The 18,589-nt window shown below is 57.6% G+C and carries 16 protein-coding genes and 1 pseudogene; all 17 read right to left on the bottom strand.

Translation table 11 applies throughout. The annotated features are described in order from the left end of the window. Positions 1-58: 58 nt before the first annotated feature. Positions 59-379 (bottom strand): thioredoxin, encoded by a 321-nt coding sequence (gene trxA / locus JCM17844_RS06000; protein ID WP_150000108.1) that lies wholly within the window; start codon positions 377-379, stop codon positions 59-61. A 137-nt stretch (positions 380-516) separates the two neighbouring features. Continuing rightward, a complete protein-coding gene (gene addA / locus JCM17844_RS06005) occupies positions 517-3,966 on the bottom strand; it encodes a double-strand break repair helicase AddA (RefSeq protein ID WP_150000109.1) in 3,450 nt (1,149 codons plus the stop codon). Between the two features lie 121 nt (positions 3,967-4,087). Further along, positions 4,088-7,012 (bottom strand): annotated as a pseudogene (gene addB, locus JCM17844_RS15875) (double-strand break repair protein AddB); the annotation flags it as partial. A 9-nt stretch (positions 7,013-7,021) separates the two neighbouring features. Beyond that, the gene (locus JCM17844_RS06015) at positions 7,022-7,792 is read right to left on the bottom strand and encodes a nucleotidyltransferase family protein (RefSeq protein ID WP_210431462.1); all 771 of its coding nucleotides are present in this window, start codon (positions 7,790-7,792) and stop codon (positions 7,022-7,024) included. After that, positions 7,785-8,828, bottom strand: a complete 1,044-nt coding sequence (locus tag JCM17844_RS06020) for an aminoglycoside phosphotransferase family protein (RefSeq protein ID WP_150000111.1) — start codon at positions 8,826-8,828, stop codon at positions 7,785-7,787. Before JCM17844_RS06020 ends, JCM17844_RS06015 begins: the two co-directional genes overlap by 8 nt. Further along, positions 8,825-9,307 (bottom strand): tRNA (adenosine(37)-N6)-threonylcarbamoyltransferase complex ATPase subunit type 1 TsaE, encoded by a 483-nt coding sequence (tsaE, locus tag JCM17844_RS06025; RefSeq protein ID WP_150000112.1) that lies wholly within the window; start codon positions 9,305-9,307, stop codon positions 8,825-8,827. Before tsaE ends, JCM17844_RS06020 begins: the two co-directional genes overlap by 4 nt. 21 nt (positions 9,308-9,328) lie before the next feature. Continuing rightward, positions 9,329-10,237: a sensor histidine kinase gene (locus JCM17844_RS06030; protein WP_150000113.1), complete on the bottom strand. Its 909-nt coding sequence runs from the start codon at positions 10,235-10,237 to the stop codon at positions 9,329-9,331. Further along, on the bottom strand, positions 10,210-11,769 hold the full coding sequence (locus JCM17844_RS06035) for a PAS-domain containing protein (RefSeq protein WP_150000114.1): 1,560 nt from the start codon (positions 11,767-11,769) through the stop codon (positions 10,210-10,212). Before JCM17844_RS06035 ends, JCM17844_RS06030 begins: the two co-directional genes overlap by 28 nt. Before the next feature lie 130 nt (positions 11,770-11,899). Beyond that, positions 11,900-13,195: an adenosylhomocysteinase gene (gene ahcY, locus JCM17844_RS06040; RefSeq protein ID WP_150000115.1), complete on the bottom strand. Its 1,296-nt coding sequence runs from the start codon at positions 13,193-13,195 to the stop codon at positions 11,900-11,902. Between the two features lie 142 nt (positions 13,196-13,337). Beyond that, positions 13,338-13,631, bottom strand: a complete 294-nt coding sequence (locus JCM17844_RS06045; protein ID WP_150000116.1) for an HPr family phosphocarrier protein — start codon at positions 13,629-13,631, stop codon at positions 13,338-13,340. Next, the gene (locus tag JCM17844_RS06050) at positions 13,628-14,056 is read right to left on the bottom strand and encodes a PTS sugar transporter subunit IIA (protein ID WP_150000117.1); all 429 of its coding nucleotides are present in this window, start codon (positions 14,054-14,056) and stop codon (positions 13,628-13,630) included. Before JCM17844_RS06050 ends, JCM17844_RS06045 begins: the two co-directional genes overlap by 4 nt. 21 nt (positions 14,057-14,077) lie before the next feature. Continuing rightward, positions 14,078-14,983, bottom strand: coding sequence for an RNase adapter RapZ (rapZ, locus tag JCM17844_RS06055; RefSeq protein ID WP_150000118.1), 906 nt, complete (start codon positions 14,981-14,983; stop codon positions 14,078-14,080). Then, complete coding sequence (locus JCM17844_RS06060; RefSeq protein WP_150000119.1) at positions 14,964-15,413, bottom strand: HPr kinase/phosphorylase; 450 nt, start codon at positions 15,411-15,413, stop codon at positions 14,964-14,966. Before JCM17844_RS06060 ends, rapZ begins: the two co-directional genes overlap by 20 nt. A 77-nt stretch (positions 15,414-15,490) precedes the next feature. Then, a complete protein-coding gene (locus tag JCM17844_RS06065) occupies positions 15,491-15,871 on the bottom strand; it encodes an ATP-binding protein (protein WP_210431463.1) in 381 nt (126 codons plus the stop codon). 26 nt (positions 15,872-15,897) lie between these two features. Then, positions 15,898-17,151: a sensor histidine kinase gene (locus JCM17844_RS06070; RefSeq protein WP_150000121.1), complete on the bottom strand. Its 1,254-nt coding sequence runs from the start codon at positions 17,149-17,151 to the stop codon at positions 15,898-15,900. 175 nt (positions 17,152-17,326) lie between these two features. Beyond that, a complete protein-coding gene (locus tag JCM17844_RS06075) occupies positions 17,327-18,043 on the bottom strand; it encodes a response regulator transcription factor (RefSeq protein ID WP_150000122.1) in 717 nt (238 codons plus the stop codon). A 161-nt stretch (positions 18,044-18,204) separates the two neighbouring features. Further along, the gene (locus JCM17844_RS06080) at positions 18,205-18,486 is read right to left on the bottom strand and encodes a hypothetical protein (RefSeq protein ID WP_150000123.1); all 282 of its coding nucleotides are present in this window, start codon (positions 18,484-18,486) and stop codon (positions 18,205-18,207) included. Positions 18,487-18,589 lie beyond the last annotated feature (103 nt).

The raw sequence follows: 18,589 nt of genomic DNA on the forward strand, positions 1-18,589 counted from the left end.
TATGGGACCGGGCGTTTCAGATATAAGCGCGGCGGTTAAGCCGCCATGCGCATAAGGCTTAAAGCAGGGCGTCGTCGATCCAGCTTGCAATCTGCTGCTTGGGCAGGGCACCGACTTTGGTTGCCTGCGCTTCGCCATTGCGGAACAGGATCATGGTGGGGATGCCGCGCACGCCGAAACGGGTGGGGGCTTCTGGATTTTCATCGATATTGATCTTGGCGATGATCACATCATCACGTTCGCCGGAAATTTCTTCCAGGGAAGGACCGATCATTTTGCACGGGCCGCACCATTCGGCCCAGAAGTCCACCAGGACAGGTTTGTCGGATTTCAACACATCAGCTTCAAAGCTTGCATCGGTAATTTTCTTCGTGGCCATCATGGACTCCGTAAAACGCGAAATTGAGTAAGCAATAAGGGTGAACAGGAAGATCCGTCGCGGCGCGGTCTTTCATGCCGTCTTCAGCGTCAAGGTAAGAACGCCGATGGGTTCGGTCAAGCCGTCCCCCTGCAAATTCAATCGGGCTTCACCAAACTGTGTGTCTCCAGCATGGATTCGGGCAGCGTCATCAGATGCGGAACATCTGTCCATAACAGCGCACAATGGATGGATTTATCCGGATAAATGCGCTGAAGGGCTGCTTTATAAAGGCCCATTTGTCGCAGATAGACGGGGCTGACATCGGCGACATTTTTTGGAGGGGGCCGGTTGGTTTTGTAATCCACCAGAAATACCGCGTCTTCGGTGATGGCCAAGCGATCGATTTGTCCGGAAATCGCCAAATCGCCCACAAGCCCCGCCAAGGGGACCTCGGCGGCGCTGTCCGGCCCAAATAACGGGTAGAAATCGGGATGGGACAAAATCGCCTCCACTTCGTGCCACCAGCGGTCGACCATTTCTGGCGCAAGGCCGTGGGCGGGTTTGGATAAAAACCGTTTTGCCGCGGCCTTTCGCTGGTCTGCGGGAAGGTCGGGCAACAGCTCCAAAAGCCGGTGGATCAACAAGCCACGTTGATAAAGGCCGCTTGGACCGGCAGCGAGCGGGCTGGAACTGGCTGGCTCATCGCCATCAGGGCGCGATGGAGCAAGGGGCCGTGCCGGTGTCGGTTCCAATGGTGGCGGGCTGTGCAACCAGCTTGGACAATCCACATGGTCTGGCCGCGGCGAAGTGCTTTGCATAAGGGCGACGGTGCGGCGCTGGTCTTGTTCATAGCGCAAAAGCTGGCGATCGGGGCCGTCCTCAATAGAGAGAAGGCCGGGCAGCCGGTCCATCCCTGCCTTGATCATGTCGTACCAGCTTGTGCTATTGGCTGCGTTGCGCGATTCCCAGCCAGCCACATAAAGCCGGTCTTCGGCGCGGGTGAGCGCCACATATAAAAGCCGCCGATATTCCTCATCGGCTTTGCTGGCCAAATCTTCCCGCGCTGCTTTGACAGGTCCGACCTCCAAAGCGGAACTATTGCCGCGCCAGATCAGCAAAGGCAGATCAGGACGTGCAGTGACGCCAGCCGGGGCGATTTTCAGCAAAGACGCATCGTTTCTGGGGAGGCGGCAGCAATCGGGCAGATAAACGATGGGCGCTTGCAGGCCTTTTGCTCCATGCACGGTCATGATTCGCACTTCATCGCGGCCCTTTTGTTCCGGATCGCGTTTGATTTCCGCCCCGCCCCGTTCGATCCATTGCAAAAAGCGCTGTAATGAGGGCGGATGATGCTTTTCAAAATCCTGCGCCAAGCGCAGCAATTCATCCAGAGGGTCCACCACCTCATAGCCCATTCGGCCGATCAACGCCTCGCGGGCGCGGCCCAAGCCTGCCAGATGGGAGAAAAATTCAAAAGGTGGGATGGTATCGGCATTTTTGCGGATGGCGTCGATCACGGCGCGGGCCTGGGCGAAGGCGGGATTGCTTCGTGATTTTTCCACCAACGCCGCCCATAGGGTTTTTTGTCCACGATCATGCGCCAGTTTGAACAGATCATTTTCCGACAGATCCACCAACGGACCTTTCAAAACGGTGGCCAAGGTCAGATCGTCTTCCGGCAACAGGGCCATGCGCGCACAGGCCAACAGGTCTTGCACGGCGATCTGGTCGGTGATGGTCAAACGGTCCGATCCGGCAACGGCCACATCGAGTTGCTTTAATTTTTTCACCAGATATTCAACGAACGCCGTGCGCCTTTGCACCAGCACCAGAATATCGCCGGGGCGGATGGCGCGGGCGCGGGCGGGGAGCTGTTCCTTTCGGTCCAGCATCTGGCGGATATGGGTTGCGATGCGCACCGCAAGCCGGGCTTCGGCATCGTCATCCGGTTCTTGCTGGAAAGGCACGTCCCACGCATCAAGCTCTTTTTCGCGCGGTGGCTTTGGTTCGATGGGCCATAGCTCGACCAAACCGGCATCGCCTTTGCGGCTGGCCTGATGCCGGATCGCCCCATGATCAAGGCGCAATCCGGCCGCCGTTTCAGGGTCGGCAAATACCGCATCCACAAGAGCCAGAACCGCTTCCACCGACCGGAAGGACAGGTCCAGAGGCACCGTATGGAAGGGGCGTTTCGCCTTGGTCGCTTTGTCGCGCACCCGGTCGCGGGCCTTGATGAATTCGCGCGGATCGGCCCGTTGGAATCCATAGATGGATTGCTTCACGTCGCCCACGGCAAATATCGTGCGGTTGGGCGTGCGGGCGCTATCGCCTGCATAGAAATCCGAGGTGAGCGCTTCGATCACCGACCATTGTTCGGGATTGGTATCTTGCGCCTCGTCCACCAGAACATGGGTGATGCCCGCATCCAGCTTATATAAAATCCACGGGGCAATACCCTCTTGTTGCAGCAAGCGTTCGGTGCTGAGGATCAGATCATCATAATCCAGCACAGCTTCGCGGGCCTTTTCCGCGTCATAGATTTTGAGAACAGCCGCACCGATGCGCAAGGCGGCATCGGTAAAGCGCGCCACTTGTAACAGCTTGACCTGTTTGCGGGTTTCAAGAATCCGGGCGCCTTCTTCATTGATAAAATCCGCCACATCCGGCCATTCGGTTCGCACAGCCTTTACCGGATAGCGGCTGGTTTTACGGATGTCTTCTTTCTGTGTCAGAAAGACGGCGCAATAGCTGTCCCACAAGGCGATGCGGTCGCAGGGTCGGGCTTTCAACAGGGTCTCAAGGTCCGGCAGATGGCCTTTCTCGGTTTTGCCGCCCTTTTCCTTTACGAGGCGGATAAAGTGCCTGAGATTGGCCAAAGGCAAGGCGTCGTCTTCAAGGGCAGACCGGATCAGCGCGTCTTGGTCGTCATAGCCTTCCACCCCCAAGGCTTGCCGGACCGCCACCAATAGCCCGTCCAGACCATAAGTGCCAATCAGATCACGCAGCAGGCGGCGCTCCACCATCAAGCTGTTCATCAATGAATCGAAATCCTGCTCGTTCACCTCATTGGCGAGGGCGGACAGGGCAGCATTGAGCTGTTTGGCCAAGGGCTGGCGGGCTTGGGCAATAACCTGATCGCGGGCAAGGGCCAAAAGCTCGCGGGCGCGGCTGTCTTCCATCACCTCGAATTGTGGGGACAATCCGGCTTCCAAAGGAAAACGTGCCAAAAGAGCCTGACAAAAGGCGTGGATGGTTTGAATACGCAGACCTTCGCTCAGATCCAGCACATGGGCAAACAGCCGCCGCGCGGTTTCACGCATGGGCGCGTCGGCCTTTTCGCCACAGCTTCGATAAATGGCGGCATCCAGCTTTATGTCGGGCAGATGTGTCCATTCCCCCAAAGTCTGGCGCAGGCGATTGGCCATTTCTGCCGCCGCTGCCTTGGTGAAGGTCAGGCATAAAAGCTGTTCGGGCGGCACCCCGTGCAACAACAGGCGTAAGATGCGTGCTGTCAGCACATGGGTTTTTCCGGTGCCAGCCGACGCCGCCACCCACACATTGGCTTGGGGGTGGCTGGCGCGTTCTTGCTCGGTTGTCAGGCTCATGGCGTGTCCCCTTTATCCGAAGCAGAGTCGCTGAAGGGCCAGATGAAGGACCAGATGAAGGACCAGATGAAGGGTCTGGGGCATCGGCGGCCAGATCAGGCAATTGAGTCCATTCCGCCACCCGTGCCAGATGGTCATATTCGCCATAACCCGCAAAGGTCGGGCGGGGATTGGAAAGATAGGGCGTATCGGCACGGCTAAAACGGTCCAACAGGTGGAAAAAGCCGGCGCGGGCATCATCAATCTGTTCTTCCGGTGCCTTCACATGCTGAATGTTCACCGGTTCGCGTGTGCCGCGCAATTGCCAGAAACTCAAAGCGTTGACGGGTGTGGGGGCAATTCCTTCAAAGGCACCTTCCTGGGCCATCCAGCCTTCCAGAGGCAATTGCGGGGCAAAGCCCGCTTCGATTTGCTTTTTCTGGGGCGGTGAGCCGGTTTTATAATCAATGATCTCAAGCGCCCCGGTGTCTTGGTGGCGGTCGATGCGGTCGGCGCGGGCGATCAGGGTAAAGGGCCGGTGTGTGTTCAGTTCCAAGGTCCCTTTTCTTTCGGTGGCCAGCGTTTCATAAGCGGCTTGGCGGTCACGCTCGATCTCGATAAAGCGGTGGCCAACCGATAAGAATCGCGGCCACCAGAAAGCCCAGATGGCAGGGCGCGTCAAAGCGGCGCCAAATGCCGCACGGCCACAGTCCTCCATAAGTGCTTTGGCGGTTTCATCACTGGATGTGCGGTCCCAGAGGCGCAAAAATTGATCCAGCGCATCATGGAAGATGGTGCCTTTTTCCAAGGCATCGGGTTCGGCCTCCAAAGGATCGAGCGCCCGAAGTTTCAGGATATGGCGGGCATAAAGCGCATAAGGATCGCGCACCCACAATTCCACTTGTGTGACGGACAAGGCCTTTGGGCGCGCCTCAAGCGGCGGGGTGGGGCGCGGTGGATCGGTGGGGGTGATCTTGTGGGGGCGGTCCAATTCACGATAAAGACTGCGAAAGCGCAGATTGGACCCCGATAATGTGGGAGCCAGAACCTGAAGCCGCGATAGCCAGCGGCTGGGGACGGTGGGGGTGCCGTCTACTTTGCTGGCACGGGTCAGGATGACATGGGGAGCGGTGGCGGCCTGCATGAAATCATGGGCCGATTGGCCAAGGCGGCGATCTTCATCGGGAAGGCCGAAATCGGCACGCATTTTCCGGCTTAGCCACGGATCATGGGCGGGGGCGGCAGGCCATGTGCCTTCGTTCAGCCCGCCCAAAACCATCAAATCCGCATGGTGCAGACGGGCTTCAATAGGCCCCAAAATCGCAAGGCGTGGATGGCTGCCATAGCGGGGCCGCACCATTTGCCCTTCCAACAAGGCATCGAAAAATGCCGGATATTGATCGGCGGGGATGGAGTGCAGCAAGGGAGTGGCCGCAAGGGCATCGGCAAGGGCCGTGGCCAAATGTTCACCGCTTTCAAGGCGCCACAACTGGTCGGCACCGCTTTTGTCATGGCTTTGGGCGATGGCCTGCGCCACATCCAGATGGCAGGTCATCAGCGCCGTTACATCCGCTTCCGGCTGATGCAGGGCGGTTTCCAAAGGCTTCAGGAGATTGAAAAAATCCGCCAGCATTGTCTGGTCGTCTTCTTCCATTGCGGCGGTGCGGATGCTGTCCATCAAAGCATCGAGGCTGGCTTCGGGGCGGGCCCCTCGCACGGCATAGCCTTCGCGGCCGCCATGCCGGTCCAGCCTGCGGGCCAAGGCGCGAAAAACGGCCCGGTCATGGCCAGCGGCAGCCAAAGGGTGCTTCATCAGCGCCAAAAGCGAAATGGGGCCGGGATCGGCTGCCACGGCTACCACCAGTCGCAAGAAAGTTCCCACGGCGCTGCGGTCTATGGGGTCCCCTGCGGAATCGTCGATTTGCAGGCCCCAGCGGGCCAATTCCGCACGTACCTGACGGGCCAACCGGCGGTCCGGCGTGATCAGGGCCGCGCGTTTCCCCGGCGTTTCCAAGGCTTCGCGTAACAGCAAAGCGATGACTCCGGCTTCTTCGCCCTGGCTGTCGCAATCAATACGTGTGAGGCCCTTGAGTGCCTTTTCGAGATCAGGCTTGAAGCTATTCCAGCGCACCACGCGGTCGGCGGGCAGCAAAGCGGTGCGCAACAGATCCACCCGTTCGGCATATTTTTGCGATTGGGCCTGATCCGTCTCCGCCAGCGGCCAGTGGGCCACTTCGTGACGGGACATCCCCATATGCTGCAAAAGCTGCTTCATGAGATATTGCGGATGGCCGGGGTCCAGTGCCTCCCAATCGTCATCCGCTATCATGGGGTCGAAACCGGGCAGAATCACCGTGCCATTGGGCAAGCGGGCAATAGAGGCCAGCAGATCGGCCGTGGCGGGGATCGAGCCGGTGGTGCCCGCCGCGATTATTTCCCCTTTGGGCGGGTTGGTGCGCCATTGCTCTGTCAAGGCATCCAGCAGCCGGTTGCGGCGTGAGGAAGGGTCGCTCTTGCCAAGGCTGGCCAATAGCTTGGGCCATTGTTCGGTGATGACCTCTAAAAAGGTCAGGGTATGTTGCCAATGGGCGGCCAGTTCTTCGGGGGCCAGATCCTGAAGCTGCGCAAAATCCAGCCGTTCCGTGTGCACACTGTCGATCAGGCGGGCCAGATCGCGCGCCAGTTTCAAGGCACCGGCCAAGGATGAGGGACGGCCTTGGCCTTGGGGAATACCAAGGGTCAGCCGCGCCAGTAAAAACAGCCGTTCGGTTTCCAGAATGGCCGGTGGCAGGTCCAGACTGTCGGACGCCAGCCCGGTGATGTCGAGGCTGTCTTCTTCCACATCGCCCACCGGCATCATGCGCGGCAATAATAAAGGCACCCCGGAATTTGCCCGCAAAAACGCTTCCCGCAAGGCGCGGGCGCTGCGCCGGTTGGGCAATAAAATGCGGATATGGCTCAAAGCCAAGGGATTGTCGCGATGCCGGTGCAGCAAAGACCGCGCCAGTGCATCGGCAAAGGACAAGCCGGGCGGTATGGTGAAAACGGTTGGGGTGGGGCGCGTCATGGGGGGATGTTAATCGAGCAGAGTACGTTCGACCAGACGCACCGCATCGGGCGATCCCACATGCGCCCATGCGCCTTCATGCACCAGCCCGAACAGCCGTTCATTTTCGGCGGAGTGCGCCCAAGGTTTGCGAAGGGAAAAGACAGGGTCGGAAATCGATTTGATCACGGCAGGATCAAGGATCTGCACGCCGGCATAAACATAGGGCGTGATGGTGCGTTCGGCACGAAATGACAGCCGCCCCAACGGGTCCATCTCGAAATCGCCACGGCCATGATAGGCAAGGGCATTGCGGGAATGAACGATAAGCAGCAAGGCGTCCATTTCTTGGGTCGTCCAGCGGCTGGCCAGATGCGCCAGAGTATCCACCAAGCCATCGCACCAGAAAGCATCGCAATTGAGCACGAAAAACGGATCATCTCCCAAAAGCGGTGCGGCTTTCAAAAGCGCCCCGCCGGTATCCAGCAATTGGTCCCGCTCGTCGGAAATCCGGATATCCAGCGATGTATCGTGTTTGGACAGCCATTCTTGCAGCCGGTTCGCATGGGCGTGCACATTCACCACCAGACGTTCAACCCCGGCGCGTTCCAGATGCTTGATGGTATAATCGATCAGCGGGCGATGGTTCAGCTCTACCAGTGCTTTGGGGCGGTCTTCCGTAAGCGGCATCATGCGCGTGCCAAGACCCGCCGCCAACAGCATGGCGGTTTTGGGTGCGGGTGCATCAAAGCGCGCGCGCATTTTCAAGGGAATGGTTTTTGAAACAGCGTCTTTAGCCATTGAGTCGGGTCCTTGAGCGGGTGGATTCGGGGATCGTTCGATCGAGCCATGCTTCTAGCGCGTCACAATCATGGGCGGCAAGATTGCGCTCCAGCAATCCCCACATACGCGGCAGAAACGCCAGATAGCGGTCCTTGCCATCGCGTTTTGAAAGCCGGGTGAAAATACCGATGATCTTGGCGGCCCGCTGTGCCCCCAGAATGGCATAATCCCGGCGGAATGCGGCTTCATCCAAAGAGGTGCCCCGAAGACGTTGCCCGGCCAGATAGCGGGCGATCATGGCGGCTTCCAAGGGCGGCGGAACATCGCGGCGAGCGTCTTGTAACAAAGACACCAGATCATAGGCCCGGTGGCCATGGACGGCATCTTGAAAATCCAGAAGCCCCACCCTGGCCAGTCCGTTTCTGTGTGGCAGCCACATCAGATTATCCGCATGATAATCGCGCAAGACCAGCACCGGATTTCGGGAATCGAGACGACGAAACAAAGTGCGCCAAAGCGCTTTCCAGTCGTTTACAGCCTTTTGCACATCCGGCAGATCGGGGAAAAAAGCGGGCAGATACCAATCGGTCAGCAAAGTGACTTCACGCATCAGCAGCGCCGCATCATAGGGCGGCACGCTATGGTCCGGCACTTGATCCGCCACCGGCAGACGAGCGGCAACAGGACGGTTATGCAGATCCACCAGCAGATCGACGGCGGCTTCATAAAGCGGTGTTTCCAGATTGGCGCGGGCCTGGATCACTTGGTTGAAACTTTGATCGCCCAGATCTTCCAGAAGCAAAAAGCCGTCATCTATGGCGCAGGACAGGGCGGCGGGGGCCGAGAATCCAAAGCGCCGCAACTGGCCTAGAATGGCCAAAAAGGGCCGCACATCTTCCCGGGGTGGCGGGGCATCCATCAAAATGGCACAGCGATCGCCGCGCACCAGCCGTTCATAGCGGCGGAAAGAGGCATCGCCGGGGATAGGGTGGCGGCTGGCATCGCCCCATCCGGCCCGGTTTAGAAATGTCAATAAGGCCTGTTCGCGGCTCATGGGCGGCTGTCCTTGAAGCAGGGGGCGATACGGTCGATCCAGTCTTTTGGGCCCTGCGCTGTGACAGTGCGTGTGCCATCGGGTTTGATCGCAAGTCGGAGGTCCAAAGCGCCATGAACAAGCGCCGCATCGGCGCGGTCGGGCCATTCCATTATGATAATGGACTCGTCCACTTCATCTTCGATGCCCAGTTCCAGCAAATCGTCGGGAGATTCCAGCCGGTATAAATCCACATGCCAAATGGGAGGGGCGGTCTCGCGGTCATAGACTTGCACAAGGGTGAAGCTGGGGCTGGGAACCGCCAGATCCGGGTCGCCCATCTGGTCGCGGATGATGGCGCGGGCAAGCGTGGTTTTGCCGGCCCCCAGATCGCCGCTAAGGGTGATCATATCGCCTGTTTTTAGATGAACGGACAGGCGCTGGCCCAATTGGCAAAGGCTGTGTTCCGTTGGGCAGGAAAGGCTAGGGGTATCGGTCATGGTGTTTTTCTGGACCTTGCGTCAACGCGCTTTGTCGGGGGTGGCGGTTTGGTGGCGCGGCAAAAGGCATGTGACGGTGGTGCCTTCATGGGGGGCCGACACCAGATCCACCGTTCCGCAATGCAGTTCGATGAAGCTTTGTACCAAAGACAAGCCCAGGCCCATGCCTTTGCGGCTATGAACGTCCGATCCGGTGCTGAATTTCTTGAACACAGTGGCCTGATCTTCCGAGCTGATGCCCATGCCGGTATCGCTGACCACCAGTTCTATATCGCTGCTGCCATGGGGGCGGGCCAGAACACGGACATGGCCGCCTTTGGGGGTGAATTTGATGGCATTACCCACCAGATTGAACACCGCTTGTGTCAGCCGTCTTGGGTCGCCTTCGATGGTGCCGCATGAATCTTCCACGGTATATTCCAGAATGACCCCGGCTTTGCGGGCCTGTTCGCGGCTGATGGCGACGCTGTGTTCCACCAGATCGCGCACATCCATATTTTTGATATTGAGGTTCATTTCCCCTGCCTCGATCACCGCCAGATCGAGAATATCGTCGATCAGATCGCGCAATTCCGCTGCGGCGCTGAGCACATAGCTGAGATAATTCTTTTGTTTGTCTGCCAGTGGGCCGTAAATCTCGGTCATCAGCATTTCCGAAAAACCGATGATGGAATTGAGCGGCGTGCGCAATTCATAAGACATATTGGCAACGAATTCCGATTTCAGGCGGTCGGCGGTTTCCAATGCCTCATTGCGGTCCCGAAGGGCATGTTCCATGTGAACGCTGTCGGTCACATCCATATGGGTGGTGAGTGTACGGCCATCGGGCAGGGGGACAATGGCATAATCGATCACCCGCCCATCAGGCCGGTGCCAGCGCCCCGAATGGGCACGTTGTTCGCTCATTTGCCCCAAGAGACGTTCGCGCATGGCGGGCCAATCGCTGCCTGATAAAGCACATCGCGGGTAAGATCGAGAATATCGCCAAAATGCGGCTCGCTGATTAAAATGTCCGCATCCAGCGACCAGATATCGGCATAGGTGGGGTTGAACAGCTTCAGGCGGCCATCGCTGCCAAACACCGCCACCGCTTCGTGCAGATTGTTCAGGGTTTCGCGCTGTACGGCGATCAAGGCATTATAGCTGCTTTCAAGGGCCAGCTTGTCGGTCACATCCTCAAACAATAGCAACAGCCCGCCCAAGGGATGCGGTTGGCCCACCATGCGCAAGGTGCTGCCATCGGGCAGATGCCAGAGCTCTTCCACCGAATCGGGATTGTGATGCAGGTCCAGTTGTTCTGTGCGCCACGCCCGGAAATCCGCCTGTTCGGGCAAGCGGCGTTTTTCACGCATGGCTTCCAAAAGGCTGGCATGGTCGGGACGGTCCATCAACCAATCGTCAGACAAGCGGAACAGGCGGGAAAAGGCGCTGTTGAAGAACTGCAGTTTTTGATCCGCATCGAAGATGGCCACGGGGCTGGACAGGCTGTTCAGCGTTTCTGCATGTCCATCGATCACACGGGCCAATTCGGCGCGCTTTTCTTCGGCTTCGGTGACATCCACCGCATAGCCTGCGATCAGATCGCCAACGGGTTTGTCGGTGAGTGATAAAGCCCGCCGTTCGCCGCCGATCACCGCAAAATGGCGTTCATGGACGATTTCATCCGCATCCCGCGCCCGTGCGGCACTGTCCCGCGATGAACCGGTAAGCGCATTATTGACAATCTCCGTTTGCGCCGAGATCACCTCTTGCGCCGATGTTTTCTCGACGGCGCGGACATAGGCCTGATTGACCAGAACCAGATCGAGATTCTCGCCGCGCAACCAGATGGGAAATGGCGCAGCATCGATCACGGCACGCAGCCTTTGCCTTTCGACCGTATCTGCTTTGAGCGCAATTTCGCGGGCCTTGGCCTGTGTCAGATGCTCGGTTTCGTCTTCCAGCCAAAACAGCAACCGGTCCAAGCGGTCCGGGTCCACATAATCCAGAGCGCGGGACAGCTTTAACACATGGCCATCGCGGGTGGTCAGCATAATCGGTCGGGATGTTTGGGCCGGGGTGTTGAGTTGCGCTTCAAGTGCGGCCATGGCTTCGGGGGTCAATCCGCCCATGCCATCATCGGGGCAGAGATCTTCCAGACGGGTGCAGATATCGGCCAGCCCCAAAAGCGCTTGGGCATTGCCGCCTGCCTTGCAGCTTCCCACGCGATCAAACAGCAAATAACCCACGGGTGCTGATTTAAAGATCGCCGCAGAAAAATTATTGGCGCGTTCGGCGATCTGTCGGGCGCTGGCGGCATGGCCGCGCTGACGCATGGCCCAAACGGCCAGAACCATCCAGAACAGGGCGGCAAGAAACAAAATCGTAAGGGGAAGAATGTCTTCAGGGAAAAGCGCAGTGGATTGATCCAATGCGATGCCGGATTCGCTTGCTGCAACAAGCACCGATATGTGCGGCATCATGGGCTTCCATTCCTTCGGACAGGCGCGTGGTTAAAATACGCTTACAAAATCCAACCATCGGACTGGAGCATAAACAAGCCGGACGCCCTGATACAAGGATCGGTGCAGGCGTCCGGCACAAGTTTTCTGTTTAGTAGCGATAATGGTCGGATTTGAACGGTCCGTTTTGGCTCACACCCAGATAAGCGGCTTGATCTTCGCTGAGCGTAGTGAGCGAAACATTCAGCTTTTCCAGATGCAATGCGGCAACTTTTTCATCCAGATGCTTGGGCAGCACATAGACTTTCTTTTCATATGTGCCGCTGTCGTTCCAAAGGTCCATTTGCGCCAGAACCTGATTGGTGAAAGAGGCGCTCATGACGAAGCTGGGATGTCCGGTGGCGCAGCCCAGATTCACCAGACGGCCTTCCGCCAGCAAAATGATGGACTTGCCATCGGGGAAGGTGATTTCGTCCACCTGCGGCTTGATGTTTGTCCATTTCATATTGCGCAAGGAGGCCACCTGAATTTCATTATCGAAATGGCCGATATTGCACACAATGGCGCGATGCTTCATGGCACGCATATGCTCAAGGGTGATGATATCCTTGTTGCCGGTGGCCGTGACAAAGATATCGCCGAGCGGTGCTGCCTGTTCCATGGTGCGCACTTCATAGCCCTCCATCGCGGCTTGCAAGGCGCAGATCGGGTCGATTTCGGTCACCACAACGCGGGCGCCTTGGCTTCTTAGCGCTTCGGCAGAGCCTTTGCCCACATCGCCAAAGCCTGCGACCACGCAGGTCTTTCCTGCCAGCATGATGTCGGTGGCGCGTTTGATGCCATCGGTCAGGCTTTCGCGGCACCCATACATATTGTCGAATTTCGATTTGGTGACGCTGTCATTCACATTGATGGCAGGGGCCAAAAGCGTTCCGGCTTTCTGCATATCGTAAAGGCGCAAAACACCGGTGGTGGTTTCTTCGGAAATGCCACGCACATCGGCCATCAGCTCGGGATAATCCTTGTGCATCATGGTCGTCAGATCGCCGCCATCGTCCAGAATCATATTGGGACGCCAGCCGTCTTTGCCTTCAATGGTTTGGCGGATGCACCATTCATACTCTTCTTCGGTTTCGCCTTTCCAGGCAAAAACCGGAACGCCGGTGGCGGCAATGGCTGCGGCAGCCTGATCCTGAGTGGAAAAAATATTGCACGAAGACCAGCGGACCTCGGCCCCCAAAGCGGTCAGGGTTTCGATCAAAACGGCGGTCTGGATGGTCATATGCAGGCAGCCGACAATGCGGGCCCCTTTGAGGGGTTTTTGGTCGCCATATTCGGCGCGCAAAGCCATCAAGCCCGGCATTTCGGTTTCCGCGAGAGAAATTTCCTTGCGGCCCCAATCGGCGAGGGACATGTCTTTGACTTTGAAGTCGGGTGCAGCGCTCATGAAGAACTCCTGTTTATTTGCCGGATGGGACCGGAATGGCTTTGGGGGCTTATAGCAATGCCTGCTGTACAGGCACAAGATAAAGAAATCTTTATATCCTGTGCGGTCGAGCCAAAACAGACAAGAGCCATGAAACCGGCTGTCAGTCGGCCTCTTGAAAGCGGTCGGCAATCAGCTCGGACAGGGCTTCCAAGGCTTCATGGGCTTGATCGCCACTGGCGCGCAAAAGCACATGATCACCGCGTGCGGCGGCCAGAAGCATCAGCCCCATGATCGATGTGCCGCACACGGAAATTCCGTCTTTTTCTACGGAGATGGTGGCGTTGAAATTTTCCGCCGTCTTGACGAATTTTGCCGAAGCCCGGGCGTGCAACCCCCGGCTGTTCACCAGTTCGACTCGTTTTTCAATGGATGGGGAGTCTGATATTTGAGTCATGAAGATTTCGTATTGTCCTCATCGGCATCGCCCGCCAACACCCGACTGGCGACATTGATGTAACGCCGTCCGGCTTCTTGTGCGGCGGCCACCACTTCATGCAAAGACCCATTGGCCCGCACGCTTGCCAGCTTGATCAACATGGGAAGGTTTATGCCGGCGATCACCTCGACACTGCCTTGCCCCAAAAGCGAAATGGCCAGATTGGACGGCGTGCCGCCAAACATATCGGTGAGCAGGATCACCCCGTCACCGCTATCCACTTCTTCAGCCGCTCCGGCAATTTCGGCGCGGCGTTCCTCCATATCGTCATCGGGGCCGATGGCGATGGCGCGCACCTGCTCTTGCCGCCCCACCACATGTTCCATGGCAGCAACGAATTCCTCCGCAAGGCGACCATGTGTTACCAGCACCAGGCCGATCATCGTCTATTCTCCCTGATATATTTATTCTTTTGGATGCCCATAGGTTGCGTCCCTGTGAATGATGTTGGCCCGATAGCCTTTTTCTTCCAAGACTTTTCCTAAAGTTTCCGCAACAAAGACCGATCTGTGCCGCCCGCCGGTGCACCCACAGGCAATGGTCAGATAGCTTTTCCCTTCCTGATGGTAAAGCGGCAGCAAAAACAGCACCAGATCCGATATGCGTTTGAAGAAAGGATCGAAATTGGCATCGGCGGCCACATAATCGGCCACGGCCTTTTCCCGTCCTGTCAGGTTTTTCAAATCGGGATCGTAATTGGGATTGCGCAAAAACCGCACATCGAACATCAGATCCGCATCGCGCGGCACGCCCCGTGCAAAGCCGAAAGACATCACATTGATCGACAGCCCGGAAGATTCTTGCAGCGCATAGCGCACCCCCAGCCGTCGTTTCAGGTCATGAATGGTTTGGCCGCTGGTGTCATAGATAAAATCGGCACTGGCTTTCAGGGGAGCCATGATTTCCCGTTCGCGGGTAATCCCGTCCTGTACCGGCCGGTCCATGGCCAAAGGGTGTCGGCGGCGCGTTTCGGAATATCGCTGGTTCAATCCCTCGTCAGAGCAATCGAAATACAGCACCGTCACGTTATAATCTGGCCGGGCTTGCAAGGCATTGACCTGACGCAGGAATTCCGGGGCGCTGAAGGCGCGGGTGCGGCTGTCCACACCCACGGCTATGGGGCGCGTTTCTTCGGGATGCTCTGAATCCAGCCCGGTTTTCAAGAGCCGGTTCAGCAAGGACAGCGGCAAATTATCCACCGCTTCATAGCCGAAGTCTTCCAGAATTTTGAGGGCGGTGCTTTTCCCCGCCCCGTTCATTCCGGTCACGATAATGATTTTTTGCCGATCGTCAGAGGCTGGTCGTGGCATCGGGCATATCCAGTTGGTGAAGGCTTTGGGTAAAGGCCATGCGCACTTTTGCGCTGGCCGAAGGTTCAAAGGCTGTCAAGGCGATGCGGGGCAAAACAACCCCCTCGATGGTTTCGGTTTGTGGTTTGGGTAAGCGCTCGATGGCGTCGGGTGGAAGCAGGTCCACGACCAATCTTATCCGTGCGCCGGGCAGATAATCAAGCCGGACCAATCCAATGCCGCGCACCTCCAAAAGGCCCCGTAATTGTTCGGGTGGGTGCGCCATCAAAAGGCCGTCGCGGGGAGTCAAAGCCACATAATCGTCGGCCACCAGCAAAGCCCCCCCGTCGATAAGACGGAGAGCGAGGTCTGATTTGCCGCTTCCCGAAGGGCCGCGCAGTAAAACGGCCCCTCTTTCAAGCGCAACACAACTGGCATGCACAAGAGTCATGAGGGGAACGGTTGGCGAAGTCGGCCCATAGGTCAACAGGCAATCGACCTGTCCCGTCTTTTCTTTGAAATATATTGTTACCAGCGGGGGAGATAGACCTGAAAGCGCGCCCCCAGAACAGGTTGGTCTTGCGCGGCGGCGGCCTGTTCCGGCGTGGGATCTGGAGCCGGATTTGCCTTTTGCGCTTTGGCGTTCGTCTTTGCCTTTGCCTTGCCTTTGCCTTTCGGGCGGGCCTTGGCGCGGCCTTTGGGCGCGTCTTCCTTTTCATCGGCCAGTGGCGGAAAGCGGTTTTCGGCGGTGATGGTGCCGTGATGGGCTTCCACGATCTGTTTCGAGATCGACAGCCCAAGACCGGAATGGGTGCCAAAATCTTCGCTGGCGGGCCGTTCGGAATAAAAGCGCTCGAAGATTCGTTCGGCGGCCCCGTGTGGCAGCCCGGGGCCTTCGTCGTCCACCACCAGCACGATCATATGGTTTTGGCGGTTCAGGCGACGGTGACGGTGCCTCCTTCGGGGCTGAAGGAAATGGCATTTTCCAAAAGATTCGCCACCACCTGCCCGAGTCGGCTTTCCAGGCCGCGTACCATCATGGTGCCCGGTTCTGGCTCATGGAAATGGATTTTGGGTACATGATGGTCTTCACGGGTGCGGTTGGCATCCACCAACATTGCCACCAGAGCGCCCATATCCACCGGCTCCATACGTGCGCGGGTCAGTTCCGCATCCAGCCGGGACGCATCGGAAATATCGGAAATCAGCCGATCCAGCCGCCCCACATCCTCTTGAATGATCGCCAAAAGCCGTTCGCGGATATCGGGTTTATTGGTGCGGCCAAGGGATTCCACGGCAGAGCGCAAGGAGGATAAAGGGTTTTTCAGTTCATGGGAGACATCGGCGGCAAAGGCTTCAATGGCATCGATCTGATGATAAAGCGCTTGCGTCATATCCGATAAAGACAGCGATAAATCACCGATTTCATCATTGCGGTTGAGCTTGGGCAAGGTGGATTCCCGGCCAATGCCGTGGCGCACCTTTTCCGCTGCCAGCGCCAGCCGACGAATGGGCCGGGCGATGGTGGAGGCGAGAAAAATCGACAGCAGCAAAGTGGCCGCCAAAGCCGCCCCCGAAACTTTCAAGATCATGATCTGTTCGGACCGCACGATCTGTTCGATGTCGCGCGAATTGTCGGTGACCATCAAAGCCCCCAACACCCGGCGGAAGCGCTGGACCGGGAATGCTGCGGATAGCAAGAGCGTGCCATCGTCCAAAGACCGGATGCGGGTGCCGGATTCGCCGGTCAAGGCGGAAAGCACTTCGATATAATCGCTGGCCTGTTGGGTGGGGGATTCGCGATATGCCGGAAAAATTGGCCGGTCCGAGATTTGATCCAAAAGGCCGTTGACCGTATCCAGAAGCCGATCGCCAAAAGGCTTTTTAAGGCCCAAAGGTGGTAAGGGTTCAGCCATCACGGCGCGGCTGGAGGCCAGAAACCGGCTATCCACCATCAGTTCGCCTTCAATGGTGAACAGGCGCGCTCGGGTAACCGATGGCCCCACAAGACGGGAGATGATGAGCCGCGCTTCCGGTGCGTGGATATCGCTGGCTTCGGGGCCTGCGGTGGCGGATTCGCCGATGGCTCCCGCCAGAATTTCCGCCTGCACCAAAAGTTGGTCCAGCCGACGGTCCACCAGATTTTGTCGAAATTCCGTCAGATAGAAAATACCGCCGACAATGATCATCAAGCGATCAGGTTGACTGCCAAGATTCGCAGCACGATAGGCGAAACAGGGCCGCGCAAGCGCAGCCGCCGGGATGGCCGCGCGGGTGAGTCAGGGTTTGTCTTCCCGTGCTTGCCCGTTTTTTGCGCTGTGCTTTGTTTGGCCATAAGGCTGTTACTGGCTGTCGGCGCTGATATCAGGCTTCGCGGTAACGATATCCAACGCCATAAAGTGTCTCGATCGCTTTGAATTCATCATCGACCATGCGGAATTTTTTGCGCAGCCTTTTGATATGGCTGTCGATGGTGCGATCATCCACATAGACATCATCCGTATAGGCGGCGTCCATCAGTTGATCACGGCTTTTCACATGGCCGGGGCGCTGCGCCAAAGTTTCCAGAATCATGAATTCGGTTACGGTCAGTGTGACATCCCGGCCATCCCATGTCACCGAATGGCGCAAAGGATCAAGCACCAGCTTGCCCCGTACCATGGTCTTGTCTTCTTCACCCGGCGCGGGCGGAGCGCCATGGGTGCGCGTTTTAATCGCTTCGGCGCGGCGCAGAACGGCGCGGATGCGTTCGATCAACAAGCGCTGCGAAAAGGGTTTGCCCACATAGTCATCGGCTCCCATTTTCAGGCCCAGCAATTCATCGATCTCGTCGTCTTTCGAGGTCAGGAAAATCACCGGCATATCGGTCACTTCCCGCAAGCGCCGCAGCAATTCCATGCCATCCATACGCGGCATCTTGATATCGAGAACCGCAAGATCGGCAGGTTTTTCGCTGAGCGCAGACAGAGCCTTATCGCCATCGGGATAGGTGCGCACCATAAAGCCTTCCGCTTCCAGTGCCACAGAGACCGAGGTGAGAATATTGCGATCATCATCGACCAGCGCGATTGTCGAGGTCATGGCAGGCTCCTGTTTAGGCCGCGTGTATTTTGTGTTGTGATCCAATGGGATCATCGTCTTAAGCGCGCTAACAGCGTATTGCGACAAAAGCGTGGCGTCCAGCACGCAATGGGCACAGGAATGGCGTTGAAAAGCGATTGAAAAGAGAAAAGACGGTCTGGTTATACGCGAATATCGATGATTTGCCCCAATCGTTGAAAGGCCGGGCTTTCTGACGGGCGCCCCACTGCTTCCCGCCCGAATTGCGCCAAGGTTTGCGCCAGATCTTGCTTGGCCTGATCAATTTCCAAATCTGTCGAGGCATTGTCAGTCCGTCCGGTTTCCGATGCCGGTTCTTCCGGATTGCGGCGGGTAAAATTGTCTGTCCGCGCCGGTTGTGGGTCCGGGCGGGCGGCTTTGGTTAACGGGGCCAAAAGCGCAGACAAAGGGGTAGGGCTTGCCACGATAGTCTCCTGTTATCCAACGCTTTGGCGGTGATCGAAGTCCATGCATATTGGCCTTTTCAGGCAGGCAAAGGCACGGCTCTCCGGTCAGCGCTTGGCGCTG

It is taken from the genome of Iodidimonas gelatinilytica (assembly GCF_008579125.1).
GTDB lineage: Bacteria > Pseudomonadota > Alphaproteobacteria > Sphingomonadales > Rhodothalassiaceae > Iodidimonas > Iodidimonas muriae.

Bases quoted from the DNA above. Each gene is read 5' to 3' on its own strand.
- trxA (WP_150000108.1), bottom strand. From the start codon at position 379: ATGGCCACGAAGAAAATTACCGATGCAAGCTTTGAAGCTGATGTGTTG.
- addA (WP_150000109.1), bottom strand. From the start codon at position 3,966: ATGAGCCTGACAACCGAGCAAGAACGCGCCAGCCACCCCCAAGCCAAT.
- JCM17844_RS06015 (WP_210431462.1), bottom strand. From the start codon at position 7,792: ATGGCTAAAGACGCTGTTTCAAAAACCATTCCCTTGAAAATGCGCGCG.
- JCM17844_RS06020 (WP_150000111.1), bottom strand. From the start codon at position 8,828: ATGAGCCGCGAACAGGCCTTATTGACATTTCTAAACCGGGCCGGATGG.
- tsaE (WP_150000112.1), bottom strand. From the start codon at position 9,307: ATGACCGATACCCCTAGCCTTTCCTGCCCAACGGAACACAGCCTTTGC.
- JCM17844_RS06030 (WP_150000113.1), bottom strand. From the start codon at position 10,237: ATGCGCGAACGTCTCTTGGGGCAAATGAGCGAACAACGTGCCCATTCG.
- JCM17844_RS06035 (WP_150000114.1), bottom strand. From the start codon at position 11,769: ATGATGCCGCACATATCGGTGCTTGTTGCAGCAAGCGAATCCGGCATC.
- ahcY (WP_150000115.1), bottom strand. From the start codon at position 13,195: ATGAGCGCTGCACCCGACTTCAAAGTCAAAGACATGTCCCTCGCCGAT.
- JCM17844_RS06045 (WP_150000116.1), bottom strand. From the start codon at position 13,631: ATGACTCAAATATCAGACTCCCCATCCATTGAAAAACGAGTCGAACTG.
- JCM17844_RS06050 (WP_150000117.1), bottom strand. From the start codon at position 14,056: ATGATCGGCCTGGTGCTGGTAACACATGGTCGCCTTGCGGAGGAATTC.
- rapZ (WP_150000118.1), bottom strand. From the start codon at position 14,983: ATGCCACGACCAGCCTCTGACGATCGGCAAAAAATCATTATCGTGACC.
- JCM17844_RS06060 (WP_150000119.1), bottom strand. From the start codon at position 15,413: ATGACTCTTGTGCATGCCAGTTGTGTTGCGCTTGAAAGAGGGGCCGTT.
- JCM17844_RS06070 (WP_150000121.1), bottom strand. From the start codon at position 17,151: ATGATCATTGTCGGCGGTATTTTCTATCTGACGGAATTTCGACAAAAT.
- JCM17844_RS06075 (WP_150000122.1), bottom strand. From the start codon at position 18,043: ATGACCTCGACAATCGCGCTGGTCGATGATGATCGCAATATTCTCACC.